Genomic DNA, 16,065 nt, shown 5'->3' with positions numbered 1-16,065 from the left:
CCGGACGCTCACGAACGACGCAAGACCGTCCGGGGACGGCCGTGTTTCCCGCAACTGGAATGGAGAAAGAGGATGGCACGCACCACGTTGACGCTCGTCCGCATCACCCCGGCTGCGGGGAACGACGGCGAGCCCAACCAGTACCGCCCCGCCGGTCTGCTCATCACCCGCACCGGCAACAAGGTCGTGGCCCTCTCGACCCGCCGCGACCCGAACCGCCCGCCGTACGCCAGCCCGACCGGGAAGGACGCGGCATGAGCGAGGACCTGTTCGGCACTGAGGTCGAGGACAAGCCGGCGGCCACGAAGCCCAAGACGACCAACAACATGGACACCGTCCAGACCGTGATCGAGCGGGCGTGCAGCGAGCGCCCGTACATGCTGATCGGCCCGACGGGCCAGCCGCACCGCATGGGCGACAACAAGGTCGTCAAGCCGCTGATCTTCTGGGAGGCCGAGGCGCTGCATCAGCTGATCAGCCAGAAGCTTCTCACCGTCGGCGGCAACCACACCTACGACACCCGCTACGGCCCGAAGAACGGCCAGGCCGTGTTGGTGCCAAGGAAGACGCGGGACATGCTCAACCGCTGGCAGGCGCTCAAGCCCTTGCACAGCAACGGAAACGCCAACCGAAGGAGCGCGTGAACGATGCCGAAGAAGGCCGTGAGCAGCATGCTGTTGCGGCGGGCCAAGCGCAAGTACGACAACTTGCTGACCTGCCTTGAGGTCCTGGTGTCCACCCTGCCGGCGGCGGAGAAGGAGATCAGGAAGTTGAACCCGCGCGTCAAGGGCCGCACCTACCGCGTGGCGACCCAGGACGACTTGCTCAAGCTCGTCAAGGGCATCCGGGACAAGCTCGTCACCTTCTCCGAGGACTGCAAGAAGCACGAGACCACCCTGACCACCAAGGAATGGACGGTGTGAGCGATGAACGGTGTTGACCGGGTCACGACGGAGATGGACGAGGCGATGAGCCAGCTCAAGCGGGCGCTTAGGGGGATCCCCTCGTCCGCCTTCGCCGGTAGCCACAAGGCCCTTGCCCGCGCGGTGGCCAACCTGCACACCGAGATGCGGTGGGCGCGCCTCGCGGCCGCCGACGCGTAGAACGCAGAACCCCCGAACCGCTTGACGCTTAAGTGTCAGAGAGTGGTTCCGGTGCTGCCGCTGCCCCTGGACACCACACACCCGCGCGGTTGTCCAGGGACGGCGGGATCACCGTCCACAGAGGAAGGAACACCAGTCATGAACGCGAACGACACCCGGCTCTGGATCCTGATCAGCGACATCCGGACCGCCTACGAGAAGGCGTTCCCGACGGTGGACGACCGCACCAGCGTCATCGGTCGCGACGCCACCGACGACGTGACCCGACTGATCGGCTACCTCACCAAGTTGGCCCTCGCGGCTGACTACAACCACTTCGACTAACAGCTAGACCACATCAGGTTCCGGTGCTGGCGCTGTCCCTGGACATCCCGCCGAACCATCGGGCCCGGTCCAGGCACGGCGGGATCACCGAGATCCGCAACCACCCCGTTTGCCTTGGGAGGGAACGACAATGAGCAATACCAACAACGGCTCCCGGCGCGGCATCGGTCCGGAGATCCGCGCGGCCCGCTGGGCGCTGCGTCACCCCGGCATGGTCGCCATGCCCGCCGTGTTCGGTACCGGCGAGCTGGAGTTGCTGAGCCACTTCGGACCGACCACGGCCGGTTCGGTCACCGGCGCACTGGCCCTGGGAGTGACCGCCTGGTACCGGGCGCACCCCGACTCGTTCGACAGCATCGCCGCTCCGCGTATCCGCGCTGCCTGGCGACGCTGGGCCGGCCCGTACATGGGCGTGAAGTGGCGGGACCTGTGCGACGCCACCGACTTGGCCAAGGAGCACCGCCGCAAGGGCATCACGATGTACCCGCGCGTGCTCAAGGTGCAGGCGTTCAGCCCGCACGTGGACCTCGTGCACATCCACCCGGCCAAGGGTCAGTCCATCCACGCGTTCGAGTCCCGGCTCAAGGACATCACAGCCGGCTTGAAAGCGGAGCGGGTCGCGCTGGAACCGCTGACCCGGGGTCGGTTCGTGATGATCGTGCAGCGCACCGAGCCGTTCACGGAGGTCATCCCCGCGCCGGAGATGCCGCAGTACTCCAAGGAGGTCGACCCCGCCCGGCTGTACGTGGGCGAGGATGAGTACGGCAATGACTGGACTGAGTCTCTGGTAGGGACCTCGTCGTTCCTGCTGGTGGCTGGCGCGGTCGGTTCCGGGAAGAACTCCATCCCGCTGGCGCTGTTGCGGGGCCTGGCCCCGATGATCCGCGACGGCTTGTGCAAGGTCTGGATCATCGACCCCAAGCAGCTGGAGTTCGCCGCGCTGAAGGTGATCACGTTCAACGGCAACGCCTACGCCACCGTCGAACAGGGCGGGGACGGCGCGTCCTGCCTGGACCTGTTGGACGACTACATCTCCGACATGGAGCGCACGCAGCGGCGGATCATGGAGCAGGGCGTGCGGTCGGTCCCGATCAGCGCGGAGTTCCCGCTCAACGTGCTGATCGTGGACGAGGTCGCCTCGCTCGTCGCCTACACGGAGGATTCCAGCGCCCGGGGGATCAACGCCAAGTTGGCGCGGATCGCGTCCATGGGCCGCACCACGCACCATTCCATGGTGGTGACCACCGTGGACCCGGGCAAGGATGTGATCGAGTTCCGGGACCTGTTCCCGTCGCGGATCTGCCTGCGGGTCTCCTCCCCGACCCAACCGGACATGGTGCTGGGTGAGGACGCCCGGGAGCGGGGCGCGGTGGCCGATGAGATCCCGCTGGGCAAGGAGTACATCGGGATCGGCTACGCCCAGGGCGAGAAGACCAAGCACCCGCGCCGTGTCCGGGCCGCCTACACCAGCGACCGGGACATGCACGAGCTAATCGAGTTCATCACCGGCGGCCGAGGCCACCTGCGGTCGGTGGCCTGACCTTCCCGCGGCTTGCTGTCCCCGCCCCGTGATGAACGCGGTCGGGCCGTCCATTCGAGTTGGACCGGGGACACCAGAACCTATTGCACACCAACCACTTCCCACCCTCGGAAAGGGGGCTGATCGTCATGCGCGCACTTCTTGCCCACCAGTCGGGCACCCGCCACATGGACCGCCTGCTGTGGCGGCTGCGGTCGCACATCCGCTCGCACAACCTGCCGCGCCCCAACACCATCACCCTGTCGGACATCGGCCCGACGGTCGCGATCGACTACGGCGTCGGGCAGGGCCGGCAGCGGGTGCGCAACCTGATGGCCTGGATCCCAAGCCTGGCGGACGTGTCGCTGCGCTGGGTGCTGTGGCCGTCCGGCTACCTCGCGGTGATCCTGTCGGCCCGGATGGGCGCCGCAACCTTCGAGATCTCGGCCGGCGCGGACATCCGCGAGTTGGGCGGGACCATGGACTACCAGCGCCACACCGTGTCGGGCCGCCTCGCCGGCCACGCCGTGCCGACCGAGGTCGTCAGCCCGGTCACGGAAACGGTCCTGAACGCGGTCCTGACGGCCGGCAACGCGCCCGCCGTGGTGGTGGCCGCATGAACAACCGTCACGCCCTTTACGCGGGCCACAAGACGCTGATGATGGCCTTGTTCGGCCCCACCGGACGGCCGGCGGGCTGGCGCACCGAGGCAGCCTGCGTCGACACCGATCCGGAGATGTTCGAGGACCAGCACCGCATCGGCGAAGCGGCGCAGGTGTGCCACGGCTGCCCCGTGCGGGACCTGTGCGCCACCGATCAACTGGACTGGGAGAAGCTCACCAGCCCGCGCCGCCGCTTCCCCTCCGGCTACGTCGGCGGCTTGACCGCCACCGCCCGCCACGCCATCCATTGCCCGCCCATGGCCGAGGCCGCGTAATGACCGCCGGGCCCGAACAGCGCCCGCTATCCACCCGGGAACACCGGATCCTCCGCCTGGTCGAGCAGGGGCGGATCAACGCCCTCACGGCCGGCTTCATGTTCTTCCGCGCTGACCCCGACGGCGGGAACGCGGAAATGCTGTCCCCCTTGGACCGCAGGACGGTCTGCGACTTGTTCGACGGCTACCTCCTGATGGTCGACGGCATGCGCCGCTGCCGGGAGGGAACGGCCCGGTTCATCGCCACCCGCGTCGCCCTCACCGCCGATGGCAAGAACCTGTTGCACCACAACGAATCAAGCCATGAATCCGCCTAGTTGATCGGAGAACCTGTCATGAAGCTGCTCCTGATGTTCGAGTTGAGCTGGCGCGCGGTCGGCCGACTGATCGGGGTCGGCATCCTCGTCTTGGCTGCCCTCGGCGTGGTCGCCGTGGTCGCCAGCCCCGGGACCGCCATCGCCGCCGGAATCGGATTGATCGTCCTGGTGACGGCCGTCCTCAAGGCCATGAAGAGCGATGAGTGACACGCCACGGCTGCCGACGGACCCGGCCGAGATTACGTTCGTGATCGATCGTCTCGTATGGACGGACGCGGTCCGCTACTTCCTGCCCACGTCGACCACCGGCCCGCCGTACCTGCGGACCGACGTCACCGCCGCCCGCGCTCCCCGCACGCACGAGCAGTGCCTGCTGGAACTCATGGCAAGCGGATGCATCACCACCGACACACCCGACACCGAGTGCAGGCTGCCCGTCCCCGAACGCGGCCGGGTCGCCATGGTGCCGCTGAACCTGACCCCATGTGGCCGCCGCTACCTGCGACGGCTGCTGGACGCACAGCCCCGGAAGGGGTCCACGAAATGAACGACGATGAGGAGAACGAGAACGCCATGCCGAACGTATCCACGGTCTATGACTTGTCCAAAAAGGAGTTCTGGCAGCACCAGCGGAACCTGATCGCGCAAATCGCCCGGAACCAGCTGGGCCGGGGCAAGAACGGTCGGGACGCCCTGTACCGGATCGACGGCCAGCACCGCCTGGCCAAGCCCTGCGCGGCTCTGGACGCTGAGCAGGTGTCCATCCTGATCAACATCGGGTACGTCGCCGAGGAGACCGGCACGATCACCCGCTACCTGGACTTCAAGCACAAGGAGCCCGTCACGGTGCACCGGCTCACCGTGACCAGCCAGGGCTACGACTTCATGCGCGACGTCTACGCGCCCCGCTCAAGTTCGTGAGGAACGATGAGTGAGCCACCACTGATCCCCTCCACGCCATCCGACATCAGGTTCGTCATCGATCGTCTCAAATGGACTCTCGGGCTTCGCTATTTCAAGCTCGCCGCCCGGAGTGGTCGGCTCTACGTACGTATAGGAATCGCAACGGACTACGCGCACCACACCCACGAGGCGTGCCTGCTCGGTCTCGTCGATGACGGATATGTCACCGAGGGCGGCCCCGGGACCGAGTGCAGGATGTCCGCGCCGGAACGTGGCCGCACCACCTTGGTGCCGCTGACCTTGACGTCGCGCGGCGGTGACTACCTGGACCGACTGGTGCACGTGCTGCGCGACAAGGCGGCGTCGTCGACAGGACGGGTGCCGTGATGCCAACAACGACAAGGAGGACGAGACCAGCATGCCGACCGCGATAACCCTCTACGACCTGTCCAAGGTCGAGTTCTGGCGACACCGGCGAAAGCTGATCACCGAGATCACCTGGCACAGGCTGTTTCGAACCAGCAACGCGGGCAAGGCCGTCTACTGCCTGCGCCGGGGAAAGTACGTCGAACCCCGAAGTCCCTTGGACTGCGACCAGGTGTCGCTGCTGATCACCGGCGGGTACGTCACCGAAGAGGATCGCAGGTTCACCGGCTACCTCAACGACAACCCGAGTGAGCCGGTGAGCTTGCACATGCTGACCGTCACCAAGCAGGGCAGCGACTTCATGCGCGACATCACTCCGCCCCACGACTGACCGGGTCGAACAACACCCGTCCGCCATCCACGCAGAACACCAGGGAGGTGAAGCGTCATGTTCCGCAGCACCAAACGCCAACCGTCCACACCGGACGAGACCAACCGGGTCCGCAAGCTCCGGGCCGAACTGCACGAGGCGCACGACTTGCACGCGCTGTCGGAGGACCCGCTCCGACACATCGTCGCCCTGGAAAGGATCCGCGTGTCCGTGACGCGCTCCATGTGGTGGGGCCTGGCGGCCGGGCTGGGGTTCACCACGGTCGGTGTCCACGACTTCTTGGCCGGCGACAAGCCGATCGGCGACCCCATGTGGTGGGGCTGCTGGCTGGTCGAGCCCGCGCTCGCCGCGCTGCTGATCACGTTGCTGCGCTGGGAATCGGAGATGCTCAGCCGGGGAGTCGCCATTCCCACCGGACGGCCGGGCAAGACCACAGGGCCCGTGCAGTGGCTCAAACGCGTGTTGCTCGGGTCCACGCTGGTCATGAACGTCGTGCCCACGCTGTGGCCCCGGGCCGGCTCGGGTGAGCAGGTGACGCCCGGCTCGGTGTTTGTGCACGTCGTGATCCCGATCGTGGTGTTCCTCGTGGCCGAGGTCATGCCGTTGATCCAGACGGGGTTCACCAAGGCCAAGGAGCGCCACACCCCCAAGCCGGCCACGGCCGCAGTGGTTCGGGAGAGCAATCCGCGCCCCGCCCCGACACCCCCGCGCCCGCCCTCGCACCGGTCCCGGTCGCACCGCCCGCCCCCGCTCAACCGGCCGTGGCCGCTGCGGCTGCGCCGTCGCGGTCTGCGATCCCCGACGCGATGCGGACCAAGCTCATTACCCTGCGGGCTGATCTCGACCGGCCCCTGACCCCGGAGGACATCCGGACCGCACTCCGGGTGCCGGAGAGCTACGCCGCACAGCTGGCCGCCTCCCTGGCCGAGGCCGCCTGATCACGCTGCTACACCGTCCCCGCCCCGTGATGAACGCGGTCGGGCCGTCCATTCGAGTTGGACCGGGGACACCAGAACCTGTTGCGCACCAACCACTCCCACACCTGTTCTGACACTTAAGCGTCAAGAAGGGAGGTTCGGGATGACGACCACACAGGACGCCCCCGAACTCATTGTCAACCCGGACGGCACCGTCTGGGAACGCTGGTACGACAGGGACGACGGCGGCTGGCAACAGGCACGCGCGGTGTTCTGGACCGACGAGGGCGTCATCGGCAGCCTGCCCGACACCGTGATCGAGACCGCCGACGTCCCGATCCACCGCGACTCCGGCCGACCGCTGGAGGGCTGCCGCTGGGCCACACCCGACGACGCCCGCAACGCCATGGGCGCCACAAACCCGCCCGCGCCGGTCGGCCCGCCGCTGATGGTCGGGGACGTCATCCCCGCCTTCCTCGCGGCCTCCTGCTCCACCGTCCGCGAACGCGTGCTGGTCGACATCGGCCACCAAGCCGTCCCCGACGGGCCAGTGTTCCGGCTCACCATCTCCGCCGACGTCGCGTCCGCGATCGAGCTGTACCGGAGCTTGTCCGGCGCGCTGCGCTACCTCGGCGTGAACACCGACACCCTGTGGCCGGCCACCGTCACCATGACCGACCGCCACTGAACCATCCACCCGCACAACCGTTGTCCCGCAACCAATGGGGGTCACCATGAACACGACCATGTCCACTTCGGATGATCGGCTGGCGGCTCGGATCCGCCGCGCCGACTTCGGAACCTGGCGCGACAAGGTGACCGCCGTACGCGGTTGCGCCCGCCCGATCCACCTGACCGGATCGACCACGATCCTGGCCACGCCGCAGGCCAACCCGTTCCCGCTCTCACCCACCACCAAGGCCCAGGCCCTGGCCCACCGCTCCGGGCACATCTTCGTCCCGTGCGGCACCCGCCGCGCCTCGGTCTGCCCGGCCTGCGCCGACCGCTACGCCGCCGACGCCTTCCACCTGATGCATTCCGGCCTGGCCGGCGACGAGGGCAAGGGCGTCCCCGCCACGGTGACCGAAAAGCCCCGTCAGTTCGTCACCCTCACCGCCCCGAGCTTCGGCACCGTCCACGGCCGCCGGACCTCCCGCCGTGGCCGCCAGATCCCGTGCCCCTGCGGCGAGTTCCACCACCCCGACGACCCCCGGCTCGGGACCGCCATCGACCCCGACACCTACGACTACGAGGGCGCGGTCCTGTGGCAGGCTCACGCAGGGGCGCTGTGGCACCGGTTCGTGATCACCCTGCGCCGCCACTTGGCCCGCGCCGGCCACCTGTCCGAGGCCGCGTTCGGCGCACAGGTGCGGATCTCCTACGCCAAGGTGGCCGAGTACCAACGGCGGGGCCTGGTCCACTTCCACGCGGTGATCCGGATCGACGGCCCCGACGGCGCGCACGACCCGGCCCCCAAGTGGGTCGCGCACGACCTGGTTGCTGAGAGCGTCCGCTCCGCCGCTGCCGCCGTGCTGGTCGAGTCCTGGCGGCCCTGCGGCACCGTGCTGCCGCTGGTGTGGGGCTCGCAGGTCGACGTCCGGGAGATCCGCCCCGACCGGGCCGGCCAGTTCGAGGACGAGGCGGGTCAGGTCAGCGAGACCAAGCTGGCCGGCTACATCGCCAAGTACGCCACCAAGTCGACCGGCAGCACCGTGGACGGCATCGACCGCCGCCTGTTGTCCCAAGCCGCGATCGACATGCTGACCGGCATCACCGAGCACCACCGGCGCATGATCCAAACCGCGTGGGACTTGGGTGGGCTGGAGATGTACAACGATCCCAAGGACGGGCTAAAACTGCGTCGCTGGGCGCACATGCTCGGATTCCGGGGCCACTTCCTCACCAAGTCCCGCCGCTACTCCACGACCTTCCGCGAGATCCGCCACGCCCAAGCCGCGTTCCGCCGCACGGAAACGCTGGCCGCGCTGGGAATCGAGGACGACGAGGGCTACGAGTACACCGGCCTGGACGGCAGCAAGGTCTACGTCACCCCGACCGCGCTGGTCGTCAACGCGTGGAACTTCGTCTCGGTCGGCTACGACTCCGACGAGGAACGACAACTCGCGGCGGCAATCGCCGAAGGATTGCGCAGCGCCAATTCACCAACACACGAAGGGAGGTAGCAACATGGAGAACACATGGGGTCCCAAGGAAGTTGCCGCGTACCTCGGCGTTCCCGTGCAGACGATCTACCAGTGGAGGACGAAGAACTACGGACCGCCCGGCCGCCGAGTCGGGAAGCACGTTCGCTACCTCCCTGATGAGGTACGGGAGTGGTTCCGGGGCCTGTCGACGGACGTGGCGTGATGGCCCGGCCTCGGCTGCCGATCGGCACCTACGGCGAGATCCGGGCCTACGAGCTCGACTCGGGCAAGTGGCGTGCGATCGCGAACTACCGCGACTTCGATGGCATCACGCGGCCGGTTGAGCGGGTCGGGAAGTCGAGACCCGCCGCGATCAACAACCTGAAAGAGGCGCTGCGGGACCGCAAGCGGGCCGATGTCGAGAACGACATCACGCCAGAGACCCGGTTCGCGCCGGTCGCCGAAATGTGGTTCGCGGCGATTCAGGCTGAGGTGGACGAGGGGCACAAGTCGCCCGGCACGGCGCGGCTGTACCGGGATCGGTTGGACAACCAAGTCCTCCCCGCGCTGGGCCAGCTGACCCTCGGTGAGATCACCGTGTCCCGCGTGGACAAGGTCGTGAAGACGGTCAAGGACAAGCACGGCATCGGCACCGCGAAACTGGCCCGGACCGTGATTAGCGGGGTCCTGGGGCTCGCCACCCGCCACGACGTCTACGACCACAATCCGGCCCGCGAGATCGAGCGGATTCGCGCGCCCAAGAAGATGACGGCAACACGGGCACTGGAGCTCGAACAGGCGCAAGACCTCCGGGCCCGGATTGCGACCGATGAGAAAGCCCGGAGTCGTGACCTGGCGGACTTCGTGGACATGATGCTCGGCACTGGAATGCGCATCGGCGAGGCGGCAGCGGTGGTCTGGGACGCGCTCGACCTGGAATCGACGCCGGCCGAAGTGGAGGTGCGCGGAACGGTGATCCGCGAGAAGGGCAAGGGGCTGCGGATCAAGCCCGCGCCCAAGAGCGAGGACGGGTACCGGACGCTGGAGCTGCCGAACTGGCTGCGTGACCAGCTGCGCCGCCGCAAGCCGGCGAACGCCTCGCCCGACGGCATCGTGTTCACCGCGCCGATGGGCGGGCTACGTGATCCGTCTAACACCAACGCGGACATCAAGGAGGCGCTCGGGGCGGCCGGCTACGACTGGATGACCAGCCACGGGTGGCGCAAGACGGTGGCCTCGATGATGGACGACGCGGGGCTGTCCGCCCGGGCCGCCGCTGACCAGCTCGGCCACGCGAAGGTGTCCATGACCCAGGACAACTACTTCAAGCGGCGGGTGCGCCGCACGGGAGCGGCGGAGGTGATGGAGCGGGTCGTCCCGGCTGAGGAGCCCGAGAGCAATGGTGAGGGTTAGGCATGGGCTGATCTTGAACGAGGAAGGCCCCGTCCAAAGTGGACGGGGCCTCACCTGCTAAAAGAGCTCCTCCAGCTGGACTCGAACCAGCAACCCTGCGATTAACAGTCGCATGCTCTGCCAATTGAGCTATGGAGGAATGTTCTTTTGTTCGCCGTCTCACGGTGTCCCGCTCGACTGGTGATAACTGTAGCGCATGCCCGCGAGGGGGTTTCACACACCCCCTCCACCGGGTACGCAGAGGGGGACGGCTCGGCGCGGCGGCGATGCGGAGGACCCGACGATGAAGACTTTCTTGCTGGGACTGGCGGTGGGCTACGTGCTGGGCGCTCGCGCAGGTCGAGAGCGCTACGACCAGCTGGTGCGAGCCTACCGCCGACTCAAGGACCACCCGGCGGTGCAGGGGGTTGCCGGTGTGGTCAGAGCCAAACTGAGCGACGCGGCGGAGTGATCAACGTCGCACCTGGGCGACGGCGAACACGCGGCGGAACGGGAACCAGGTGGTGCCGTCGGACCGTGCCGGATAGGCCTTGCGCAGCTCGACGGCGAGTTCGGCGCGGAATTCCGACCAGTGGTCCTCGTCGAGGGCGGCCTTGATGGGACGCAAGGCCGTTCCGGTCACCCATTCGAGGACGGGATCGGGGCCGGACAGCCGCTGTAGGTACGTCGTCTCCCAGGCGTCGACCTCGCAGCCGGCCTCGACGAGGACATCGGCGTAGCCGGCCGGGTCGAGCACGGCCAGCGGCTCACGCAGCGCCACCTCCTCGAGTTCGCGCTGCCACCGCGGCCGGCCGGCGACCTCGCGGATGGTGGTGTGCGACGGCGACGAGAAGTTGCCCGGCACCTGCATGGCCAGCCACGCCCCGTCCGGCAGCTCGCGAGCCCATCGGCTGAGCAGCGAGGCATGGCCGGGCACCCACTGCAGAACGGCATTGGTGACGATGACATCGGTGTCGCCCTGCGGCTTCCAGTCGTTGACGTCCACCACCTCGGCGTCGATCCCCCGCTCCCGCGCGGCGGCCACCATCTCCGGCGACGAGTCGGAGGCCTCGAGCGCGGCACCGGGCCAGCGCTGCCCGAGGGTGACGGTCAGGTTGCCGGGCCCGCAGCCCAGGTCGACCACGCGGCGCGGCGCCTCGGCGGCGATCCGTCCGACCAGGTCATGGAACGGCCGCGCCCGGTGGTCGCCGAACGCGAGGTACTTGGCGGGATCCCACATCGTCTGCCTCCTTGCAAACCGTACGTACGTCTTTTATAGCGCACACACGGGTCCGCCACCAGACCTCACGCCGGTTAGTGCAGCCGGTTCGCGACCTTCGACGCCAGCGCGTCCAGCGCCGCCGGGTCCACGCCGGCATCGGCCCTGACCTGCAGGATCGTCCCGTCCTGCCCGGGCACCCGACGGCGTACGAACCAGGCGCCGCCGCCCGGCAGCTCATGCCGGTGCCGGTCGACGACGGACTGCGTCACGCGCCGCTGCACGGCCTGCGGCAGCTTGCCCGGCTGCTCCAGCGGGTACCGCCGCGGCGGCTGGTCGGTCAGCAGCACGGCCGCCCCAGCGGTGCCGGTCTCCACCGCGGCGATGATCGTCAGCGCGCTGCCGTCCCACGTCGCCTTGCTGATCAGATGCCAGCCAAGGCGCTCCTCACCCGGCAGCCACAGCCCGAGCGAGGTCGCCACCACCAGCTCGCCGCCGGAAGTGCCACTCGCCGCGACACTCTCGTTCGCGTCGAGGTTGCCGGTGAACCCCTCGGGCAGGCCGGTCAGCTTGCGGCGCAGCCAGCTCAATACGCACCGATCCCCTGCTCGCGCAACGCCTTCCGGTACTGCTCCAACGCCACCAGGTCGCCGAACAGCTCCCGGTACTCGGCCTCGTGCTCCACCGGCGACAGCCGCTGCAGCCGCGACTTGAGCTCGGCGACCTGCTTGGCCACCAACGTCTCCTGCAGCCGCGCCACGATCACCTCGACGTAGCGGATGTCCACTTCGGACTTCACCTGCACCGGGTCGACCGCCAGCTCGGTCACCATCGACCGCAGGCTCTGGTGCCGCAGCTGCTGCCCGACGGCGTCCACGAACGCCGGCCCGGAGATGCCGCACGACGCCCCGCCGGCGGCGATGATCGCCCGGTGCACCTCAAGGTAGGCCGGATCGCTGAACGCGTCCTCGGGCAGCGAGTCGTAGTACGGCCCGGCCAGCGCCGGCGCCTGCAAAGCGATCTTCAACGCCTCCCGCTGCGACCACAGCGCCGGGTCGTCCCGACGCGGCCGCGTCGGCCCGGACACGTCCAGGCCGAGGGCACTCTGGTCCGGGTCAGGCTGCTGCACCCGACGACCACGCCGCGCCGGCTCGGTGCCGCCGGCCGACTCCCGCACCCGTCGCACGACGGTGTTGGTGTCCTCCCAGCCCACCCAGCCGGCGAGCTGGCGCGCGTACTCGTCCCGCAGCGCGACATTCTTGATCCGGGCCACCAGCGGCACCGCGCGGCGCAGCCCCTCGACCCGTCCCTCGGCGGTGTCCAGGTCGTGCTCGGTGAGCAAAGCCTTGATGGCGAAGGTGAACAGCGGCTGCCGGCGGGCCACCAGGTCCCGCACCGCGGTCTCGCCCTTCTGCTGCCGCAGCTCGCACGGGTCCATGCCGTCCGGCGCGACACAGACGTAGGTGTTCGCGGAGAACTGCTGGTCGTCGTCGAACGCCTTGAGCGCCGCCTTCTGACCGGCCGCGTCACCGTCGAAGGTGAAGATGACCTCGGCCCGGAACTCGAAGTCGTCCATCAGCAGCCGGCGCAGCACCGAGATGTGGTCGGTGCCGAAGGCCGTGCCGCAGGAGGCGACGGCCGTCGGCACGCCCGAGGCGTGCATGGCCATCACGTCGGTGTAGCCCTCGACCACCACCACCTGGTGCCGCCGCGCGATCTCCCGCTTGGCCATGTCGATGCCGAACAGCACCTGCGACTTCTTGAAGATCGGCGTCTCCGCCGTGTTGACGTACTTGGCCTCGATCCGGTCGTCGTCGAACAGCCGGCGGGCGCCGAAGCCGACCACGTCGCCGCCGAGGTCCTTCAGCGGCCACAGCAGGCGCCGGTGGAACCGGTCCATCGGGCCGCGCTGGCCCTCCCGCGACAGGCCCGCCTTGATCAGCTCCTCCAGCCCGAAACCCCGGCCGAGCAGGTGCTTGGTCAGCGAGTCCCAGCCGGCCGGCGCGAAGCCGCAGCCGAACAGCGTCGCCGTCGCCTCGTCGAAGTCGCGCTCGGCGAGGTACTCCCGCGCCTTGAGGGCGTCCGGCGTGCGCAGCTGCTCCATGTAGAACTCGGACGCCGCGCGGTGCGCCTCCAGCAGCCGGCTGCGCGTGCCGCGGTCCCGCTGCACGCTGGCGCCGCCGCCCTCGTAGGTCAGCTGGATGCCCACGCGCTCGGCGAGCCGCTCCACCGACTCGACGAAGCTGAGGTGATCGATCTTCATCACGAAGGCGATCACGTCGCCGCCCTCGCCACAGCCGAAGCAGTGGAAGGTGCCGTGCGTCGACCGGACGTTGAACGACGGCGTCTTCTCGTCGTGGAACGGGCACAGCCCCTTCAGCGCGCCGCCGCCGGCCCGGCTCAGGGCGACGTACTCGCCGACCACATCGTCGATCCGGTTGCGGTCACGCACCTCGGCGATGTCACTGTCCCGGATCCGTCCTGCCACAACACCCGAGTGTAGGCGGCCACCCGTGCGGCAGGATCCAGGGCATGTCAGTCCCGGACGACCTGGCCGCCGCGTTCACCGCGCACCGCACGCACCTGCTCGGTGTCGCCTACCGCATCACCGGCCGGTTCGGCGATGCCGAGGACGCCGTCCAGGAGGCCTGGCTGCGGCTGTCCGCGCACCCAGAAGGCATCCGCGACCTGCGGGCCTGGCTCACCACCGTGGTCGGCCGGATCTGCCTCGACCAGCTCAAGTCGGCCGCGTCACAACGTGAACGCTACGTCGGCTCCTGGCTGCCCGAGCCGCTCGTCACGCCGCTGGACGGCGGCGACCCGCTCGATCTCGTCGTCCGCGACGACGGCATGCGCATGGCCGCCCTCGTCGTGCTGCACTCCCTCACCCCGGAGCAGCGGGTCGCCTTCGTGCTGCACGACGCCTTCGGCGTGCCGTTCCCCGAGATCGCCGACACCCTCGGCTGCACGCCCGCCACGGCCCGGCAGCACGCCTCCCGCGCCCGACGCATAGTCGAGGACGCCGACGTCCCGCCGCGCGTGGACCTCGACACCCAGCAGGCCGTGCTGACCGAATTCCTCGCCGCCGTCGCCACCGGCAATCTCGACCAGCTGCTGCGCGTCCTCCACCCCGCCGCCGCCGTCATCGGCGACGGCGGCGGCCAGGTCCGCACGACGATCAACGTCATCACCGGCCGCGACAAAGTCGCCCGCTTCCTGCTGGGCCTGCGCACCATGTACGGCCCGCAAGCGCTTGCCGCCTTCCGCCTCGAACTGGTCAACGGCGATCTGGGCCTGGTGCTGTCGGCCGGCCACGGCCCCGCCGCCCGCGTCAGCACGTTCGCTTTCCGCGACGGCCAGATCGCGGCGGTCTACGACATCGCCAATCCCGACAAGCTCACCCACCTGGAGTTGGCCTAGGTGTACTGCCTTGGGAGGTTGCGAACGGGCAGACACGTGAACCGATGATCTTGAAATGAGGGAAGGCCTCCAGGTTCGGTGTGGATTGCGACGTCTACACCGAGCTCCCGGAGGCCCTCATGCCCCACCGTAACGCACCCTTGACCGAGCTGGGCAGGCTGCGGCTGGCCCGCTGCGTCGTGGACGACGGTTGGCCACTGCGACCAGCGGCCGACCGGTTCCAGGTCTCGGTCAGCACCGCTCAACGCTGGGCGCGGCGCTACCGCCAACTCGGTGCCGCTGGCATGGTCGACCGGTCCTCCCGTCCTCGCACCAGCCCTGGCCGTACCCCTACCCGCACCGAACGCCGCATCATCAAGGTCCGCGTACTACGCCGCTGGGGACCGGCCCGCATCGCCTACCTGCTCGGCCTGAACCCGGCTACGGTGCACCGGGTGCTGCGTCGCTACGGCCTGGCTCGCCTGACGCATCTGGACCGCGCCACCGCGCAACCCATCCGCCGCTACGAACGCGACGCTCCCGGCGACCTGATCCACGTCGACATCAAAAAGCTGGGCAACATCCCCGACGGCGGCGGTCACCGGGTGCACGGCCGTCAGATCGGCGGCCGCAACAGCCAACGCACCGCCACCGCGACCCGCAGCGCCTACCGCAACCCCTTGCTGGGCTACGGATTCCTGCACAACGCGATCGATGATCACTCCCGTCTGGCCTACACCGAGATCCTGCCCGACGAGACCAAGGAAACCGCCGCCGCGTTCTGGCAGAGGGCGCAGACCTTCTTCCACACCAACGGAATCACCGTCAAACGGGTACTCACTGACAACGGGTCCTGCTACCGCTCACGACTCTGGCGCGACACCCTGGCCGCCGCAGACATCACCCACAAACGCACCCGCCCCTACCGGCCCCAGACCAACGGCAAAGTGGAACGGTTCAACCGCACCCTGCTCGACGAATGGGCCTACGCCCGCCCCTACCGGTCCGAGACCGAACGCCGCCAGGCCCTGCCGCAGTGGCTACACACCTACAATCACCACCGCGGCCACACCGCGCTCAAGGGCCTACCCCCAGCCAGCCGCGTTCCCAACCTCACGGGTCAGAACACCTAGG

25 protein-coding genes and 1 tRNA gene are annotated in these 16,065 nt (G+C 68.7%); 22 read left to right on the top strand and 4 right to left on the bottom strand.

Features of this window, described 5'->3' with window-relative positions:
- The first annotated feature begins 72 nt into the window (after positions 1 to 72).
- From M3Q35_RS44530 to M3Q35_RS44440, 19 genes are all read left to right on the top strand, one after another.
- Positions 73 to 258, top strand: a complete 186-nt coding sequence (locus M3Q35_RS44530; RefSeq protein WP_273938628.1) for a hypothetical protein — start codon at positions 73 to 75, stop codon at positions 256 to 258.
- Positions 255 to 644 (top strand): hypothetical protein, encoded by a 390-nt coding sequence (locus M3Q35_RS44525; protein WP_273938627.1) that lies wholly within the window; start codon positions 255 to 257, stop codon positions 642 to 644. Before M3Q35_RS44530 ends, M3Q35_RS44525 begins: the two co-directional genes overlap by 4 nt.
- A 3-nt stretch (positions 645 to 647) precedes the next feature.
- Positions 648 to 923 carry a hypothetical protein gene (locus M3Q35_RS44520; RefSeq protein WP_273938626.1) on the top strand — a complete coding sequence of 92 codons (276 nt, stop codon included), beginning with the start codon at positions 648 to 650 and terminating at the stop codon, positions 921 to 923.
- A 3-nt stretch (positions 924 to 926) separates the two neighbouring features.
- Complete coding sequence (locus M3Q35_RS44515) at positions 927 to 1,103, top strand: hypothetical protein (protein WP_273938625.1); 177 nt, start codon at positions 927 to 929, stop codon at positions 1,101 to 1,103.
- Positions 1,104 to 1,241: 138 nt separating this feature from the next.
- A complete protein-coding gene (locus M3Q35_RS44510) occupies positions 1,242 to 1,427 on the top strand; it encodes a hypothetical protein (protein ID WP_273938624.1) in 186 nt (61 codons plus the stop codon).
- A 130-nt stretch (positions 1,428 to 1,557) separates the two neighbouring features.
- Entirely contained in the window at positions 1,558 to 2,967 is a 1,410-nt protein-coding gene (locus tag M3Q35_RS44505) for an FtsK/SpoIIIE domain-containing protein (RefSeq protein ID WP_273938623.1), read from the top strand.
- A gap of 128 nt (positions 2,968 to 3,095) precedes the next feature.
- Positions 3,096 to 3,566 carry a hypothetical protein gene (locus M3Q35_RS44500; RefSeq protein WP_273938622.1) on the top strand — a complete coding sequence of 157 codons (471 nt, stop codon included), beginning with the start codon at positions 3,096 to 3,098 and terminating at the stop codon, positions 3,564 to 3,566.
- Positions 3,563 to 3,883 (top strand): WhiB family transcriptional regulator, encoded by a 321-nt coding sequence (locus M3Q35_RS44495; RefSeq protein ID WP_273938621.1) that lies wholly within the window; start codon positions 3,563 to 3,565, stop codon positions 3,881 to 3,883. The genes M3Q35_RS44500 and M3Q35_RS44495 overlap by 4 nt, the downstream gene beginning before the upstream one ends.
- Complete coding sequence (locus M3Q35_RS44490; protein WP_273938620.1) at positions 3,883 to 4,200, top strand: hypothetical protein; 318 nt, start codon at positions 3,883 to 3,885, stop codon at positions 4,198 to 4,200. Before M3Q35_RS44495 ends, M3Q35_RS44490 begins: the two co-directional genes overlap by 1 nt.
- An 18-nt stretch (positions 4,201 to 4,218) precedes the next feature.
- The gene (locus tag M3Q35_RS44485; protein WP_273938619.1) at positions 4,219 to 4,407 is read left to right on the top strand and encodes a hypothetical protein; all 189 of its coding nucleotides are present in this window, start codon (positions 4,219 to 4,221) and stop codon (positions 4,405 to 4,407) included.
- Positions 4,400 to 4,747: a hypothetical protein gene (locus M3Q35_RS44480; protein ID WP_273938618.1), complete on the top strand. Its 348-nt coding sequence runs from the start codon at positions 4,400 to 4,402 to the stop codon at positions 4,745 to 4,747. The genes M3Q35_RS44485 and M3Q35_RS44480 overlap by 8 nt, the downstream gene beginning before the upstream one ends.
- Positions 4,744 to 5,121, top strand: a complete 378-nt coding sequence (locus M3Q35_RS44475) for a hypothetical protein (RefSeq protein WP_273938617.1) — start codon at positions 4,744 to 4,746, stop codon at positions 5,119 to 5,121. The genes M3Q35_RS44480 and M3Q35_RS44475 overlap by 4 nt, the downstream gene beginning before the upstream one ends.
- Before the next feature lie 6 nt (positions 5,122 to 5,127).
- Positions 5,128 to 5,490 (top strand): hypothetical protein, encoded by a 363-nt coding sequence (locus M3Q35_RS44470; RefSeq protein WP_273938616.1) that lies wholly within the window; start codon positions 5,128 to 5,130, stop codon positions 5,488 to 5,490.
- A gap of 31 nt (positions 5,491 to 5,521) precedes the next feature.
- Positions 5,522 to 5,860, top strand: a complete 339-nt coding sequence (locus M3Q35_RS44465) for a hypothetical protein (protein WP_273938615.1) — start codon at positions 5,522 to 5,524, stop codon at positions 5,858 to 5,860.
- Positions 5,861 to 5,917: 57 nt separating this feature from the next.
- Complete coding sequence (locus M3Q35_RS44460; RefSeq protein WP_273938614.1) at positions 5,918 to 6,715, top strand: hypothetical protein; 798 nt, start codon at positions 5,918 to 5,920, stop codon at positions 6,713 to 6,715.
- Between the two features lie 225 nt (positions 6,716 to 6,940).
- Positions 6,941 to 7,465 carry a hypothetical protein gene (locus M3Q35_RS44455; RefSeq protein ID WP_273938613.1) on the top strand — a complete coding sequence of 175 codons (525 nt, stop codon included), beginning with the start codon at positions 6,941 to 6,943 and terminating at the stop codon, positions 7,463 to 7,465.
- A gap of 46 nt (positions 7,466 to 7,511) precedes the next feature.
- The gene (locus tag M3Q35_RS44450) at positions 7,512 to 8,960 is read left to right on the top strand and encodes a replication initiator (protein ID WP_273938612.1); all 1,449 of its coding nucleotides are present in this window, start codon (positions 7,512 to 7,514) and stop codon (positions 8,958 to 8,960) included.
- Positions 8,961 to 8,964: 4 nt separating this feature from the next.
- Positions 8,965 to 9,144: a helix-turn-helix domain-containing protein gene (locus M3Q35_RS44445; protein WP_273938611.1), complete on the top strand. Its 180-nt coding sequence runs from the start codon at positions 8,965 to 8,967 to the stop codon at positions 9,142 to 9,144.
- Positions 9,144 to 10,334 (top strand): site-specific integrase, encoded by a 1,191-nt coding sequence (locus M3Q35_RS44440; RefSeq protein ID WP_273944706.1) that lies wholly within the window; start codon positions 9,144 to 9,146, stop codon positions 10,332 to 10,334. The genes M3Q35_RS44445 and M3Q35_RS44440 overlap by 1 nt, the downstream gene beginning before the upstream one ends.
- A 66-nt stretch (positions 10,335 to 10,400) precedes the next feature.
- Here M3Q35_RS44440 and M3Q35_RS44435 read toward each other — a convergent pair.
- Positions 10,401 to 10,473: transfer RNA gene (locus M3Q35_RS44435), tRNA-Asn, on the bottom strand.
- Between the two features lie 144 nt (positions 10,474 to 10,617).
- Here M3Q35_RS44435 and M3Q35_RS44430 point away from each other — a divergent pair.
- A complete protein-coding gene (locus M3Q35_RS44430; RefSeq protein ID WP_273938609.1) occupies positions 10,618 to 10,785 on the top strand; it encodes a hypothetical protein in 168 nt (55 codons plus the stop codon).
- On the opposite strand, the gene M3Q35_RS44425 is transcribed toward M3Q35_RS44430, so the two are convergent.
- From M3Q35_RS44425 to dnaG, 3 genes are all read right to left on the bottom strand, one after another.
- Positions 10,786 to 11,553, bottom strand: coding sequence for a trans-aconitate 2-methyltransferase (locus tag M3Q35_RS44425; RefSeq protein WP_273938608.1), 768 nt, complete (start codon positions 11,551 to 11,553; stop codon positions 10,786 to 10,788).
- A gap of 74 nt (positions 11,554 to 11,627) precedes the next feature.
- Positions 11,628 to 12,122, bottom strand: a complete 495-nt coding sequence (locus tag M3Q35_RS44420) for a hypothetical protein (RefSeq protein WP_273938607.1) — start codon at positions 12,120 to 12,122, stop codon at positions 11,628 to 11,630.
- Positions 12,119 to 14,020, bottom strand: a complete 1,902-nt coding sequence (gene dnaG / locus M3Q35_RS44415; RefSeq protein WP_273938606.1) for a DNA primase — start codon at positions 14,018 to 14,020, stop codon at positions 12,119 to 12,121. The genes M3Q35_RS44420 and dnaG overlap by 4 nt, the downstream gene beginning before the upstream one ends.
- Before the next feature lie 44 nt (positions 14,021 to 14,064).
- Here dnaG and M3Q35_RS44410 point away from each other — a divergent pair, with 44 nt between their 5' ends.
- Positions 14,065 to 14,952, top strand: a complete 888-nt coding sequence (locus M3Q35_RS44410; RefSeq protein ID WP_273938605.1) for a sigma-70 family RNA polymerase sigma factor — start codon at positions 14,065 to 14,067, stop codon at positions 14,950 to 14,952.
- A gap of 119 nt (positions 14,953 to 15,071) precedes the next feature.
- Positions 15,072 to 16,064: an IS481 family transposase gene (locus M3Q35_RS44405; RefSeq protein ID WP_273935176.1), complete on the top strand. Its 993-nt coding sequence runs from the start codon at positions 15,072 to 15,074 to the stop codon at positions 16,062 to 16,064.
- Position 16,065 lies beyond the last annotated feature (1 nt).

The organism is Kutzneria chonburiensis (assembly GCF_028622115.1).
Lineage (GTDB): Bacteria > Actinomycetota > Actinomycetes > Mycobacteriales > Pseudonocardiaceae > Kutzneria > Kutzneria chonburiensis.
This window is presented reverse-complemented; position numbering and strand designations above follow the sequence as displayed.

Coding starts and splice junctions, on each gene's coding strand:
- M3Q35_RS44525 (WP_273938627.1), top strand. CDS start 255: ATGAGCGAGGACCTGTTCGGCACTGAGGTCGAGGACAAGCCGGCGGCC.
- M3Q35_RS44450 (WP_273938612.1), top strand. CDS start 7,512: ATGAACACGACCATGTCCACTTCGGATGATCGGCTGGCGGCTCGGATC.
- M3Q35_RS44460 (WP_273938614.1), top strand. CDS start 5,918: ATGTTCCGCAGCACCAAACGCCAACCGTCCACACCGGACGAGACCAAC.
- M3Q35_RS44430 (WP_273938609.1), top strand. CDS start 10,618: ATGAAGACTTTCTTGCTGGGACTGGCGGTGGGCTACGTGCTGGGCGCT.
- M3Q35_RS44505 (WP_273938623.1), top strand. CDS start 1,558: ATGAGCAATACCAACAACGGCTCCCGGCGCGGCATCGGTCCGGAGATC.
- M3Q35_RS44425 (WP_273938608.1), bottom strand. CDS start 11,553: ATGTGGGATCCCGCCAAGTACCTCGCGTTCGGCGACCACCGGGCGCGG.
- M3Q35_RS44510 (WP_273938624.1), top strand. CDS start 1,242: ATGAACGCGAACGACACCCGGCTCTGGATCCTGATCAGCGACATCCGG.
- M3Q35_RS44475 (WP_273938617.1), top strand. CDS start 4,744: ATGAACGACGATGAGGAGAACGAGAACGCCATGCCGAACGTATCCACG.
- M3Q35_RS44530 (WP_273938628.1), top strand. CDS start 73: ATGGCACGCACCACGTTGACGCTCGTCCGCATCACCCCGGCTGCGGGG.
- M3Q35_RS44490 (WP_273938620.1), top strand. CDS start 3,883: ATGACCGCCGGGCCCGAACAGCGCCCGCTATCCACCCGGGAACACCGG.
- M3Q35_RS44440 (WP_273944706.1), top strand. CDS start 9,144: ATGGCCCGGCCTCGGCTGCCGATCGGCACCTACGGCGAGATCCGGGCC.
- M3Q35_RS44410 (WP_273938605.1), top strand. CDS start 14,065: ATGTCAGTCCCGGACGACCTGGCCGCCGCGTTCACCGCGCACCGCACG.
- M3Q35_RS44470 (WP_273938616.1), top strand. CDS start 5,128: ATGAGTGAGCCACCACTGATCCCCTCCACGCCATCCGACATCAGGTTC.
- M3Q35_RS44405 (WP_273935176.1), top strand. CDS start 15,072: ATGCCCCACCGTAACGCACCCTTGACCGAGCTGGGCAGGCTGCGGCTG.
- M3Q35_RS44500 (WP_273938622.1), top strand. CDS start 3,096: ATGCGCGCACTTCTTGCCCACCAGTCGGGCACCCGCCACATGGACCGC.
- M3Q35_RS44495 (WP_273938621.1), top strand. CDS start 3,563: ATGAACAACCGTCACGCCCTTTACGCGGGCCACAAGACGCTGATGATG.
- M3Q35_RS44485 (WP_273938619.1), top strand. CDS start 4,219: ATGAAGCTGCTCCTGATGTTCGAGTTGAGCTGGCGCGCGGTCGGCCGA.
- M3Q35_RS44515 (WP_273938625.1), top strand. CDS start 927: ATGAACGGTGTTGACCGGGTCACGACGGAGATGGACGAGGCGATGAGC.
- M3Q35_RS44445 (WP_273938611.1), top strand. CDS start 8,965: ATGGAGAACACATGGGGTCCCAAGGAAGTTGCCGCGTACCTCGGCGTT.
- M3Q35_RS44455 (WP_273938613.1), top strand. CDS start 6,941: ATGACGACCACACAGGACGCCCCCGAACTCATTGTCAACCCGGACGGC.
- M3Q35_RS44465 (WP_273938615.1), top strand. CDS start 5,522: ATGCCGACCGCGATAACCCTCTACGACCTGTCCAAGGTCGAGTTCTGG.
- M3Q35_RS44520 (WP_273938626.1), top strand. CDS start 648: ATGCCGAAGAAGGCCGTGAGCAGCATGCTGTTGCGGCGGGCCAAGCGC.
- M3Q35_RS44480 (WP_273938618.1), top strand. CDS start 4,400: ATGAGTGACACGCCACGGCTGCCGACGGACCCGGCCGAGATTACGTTC.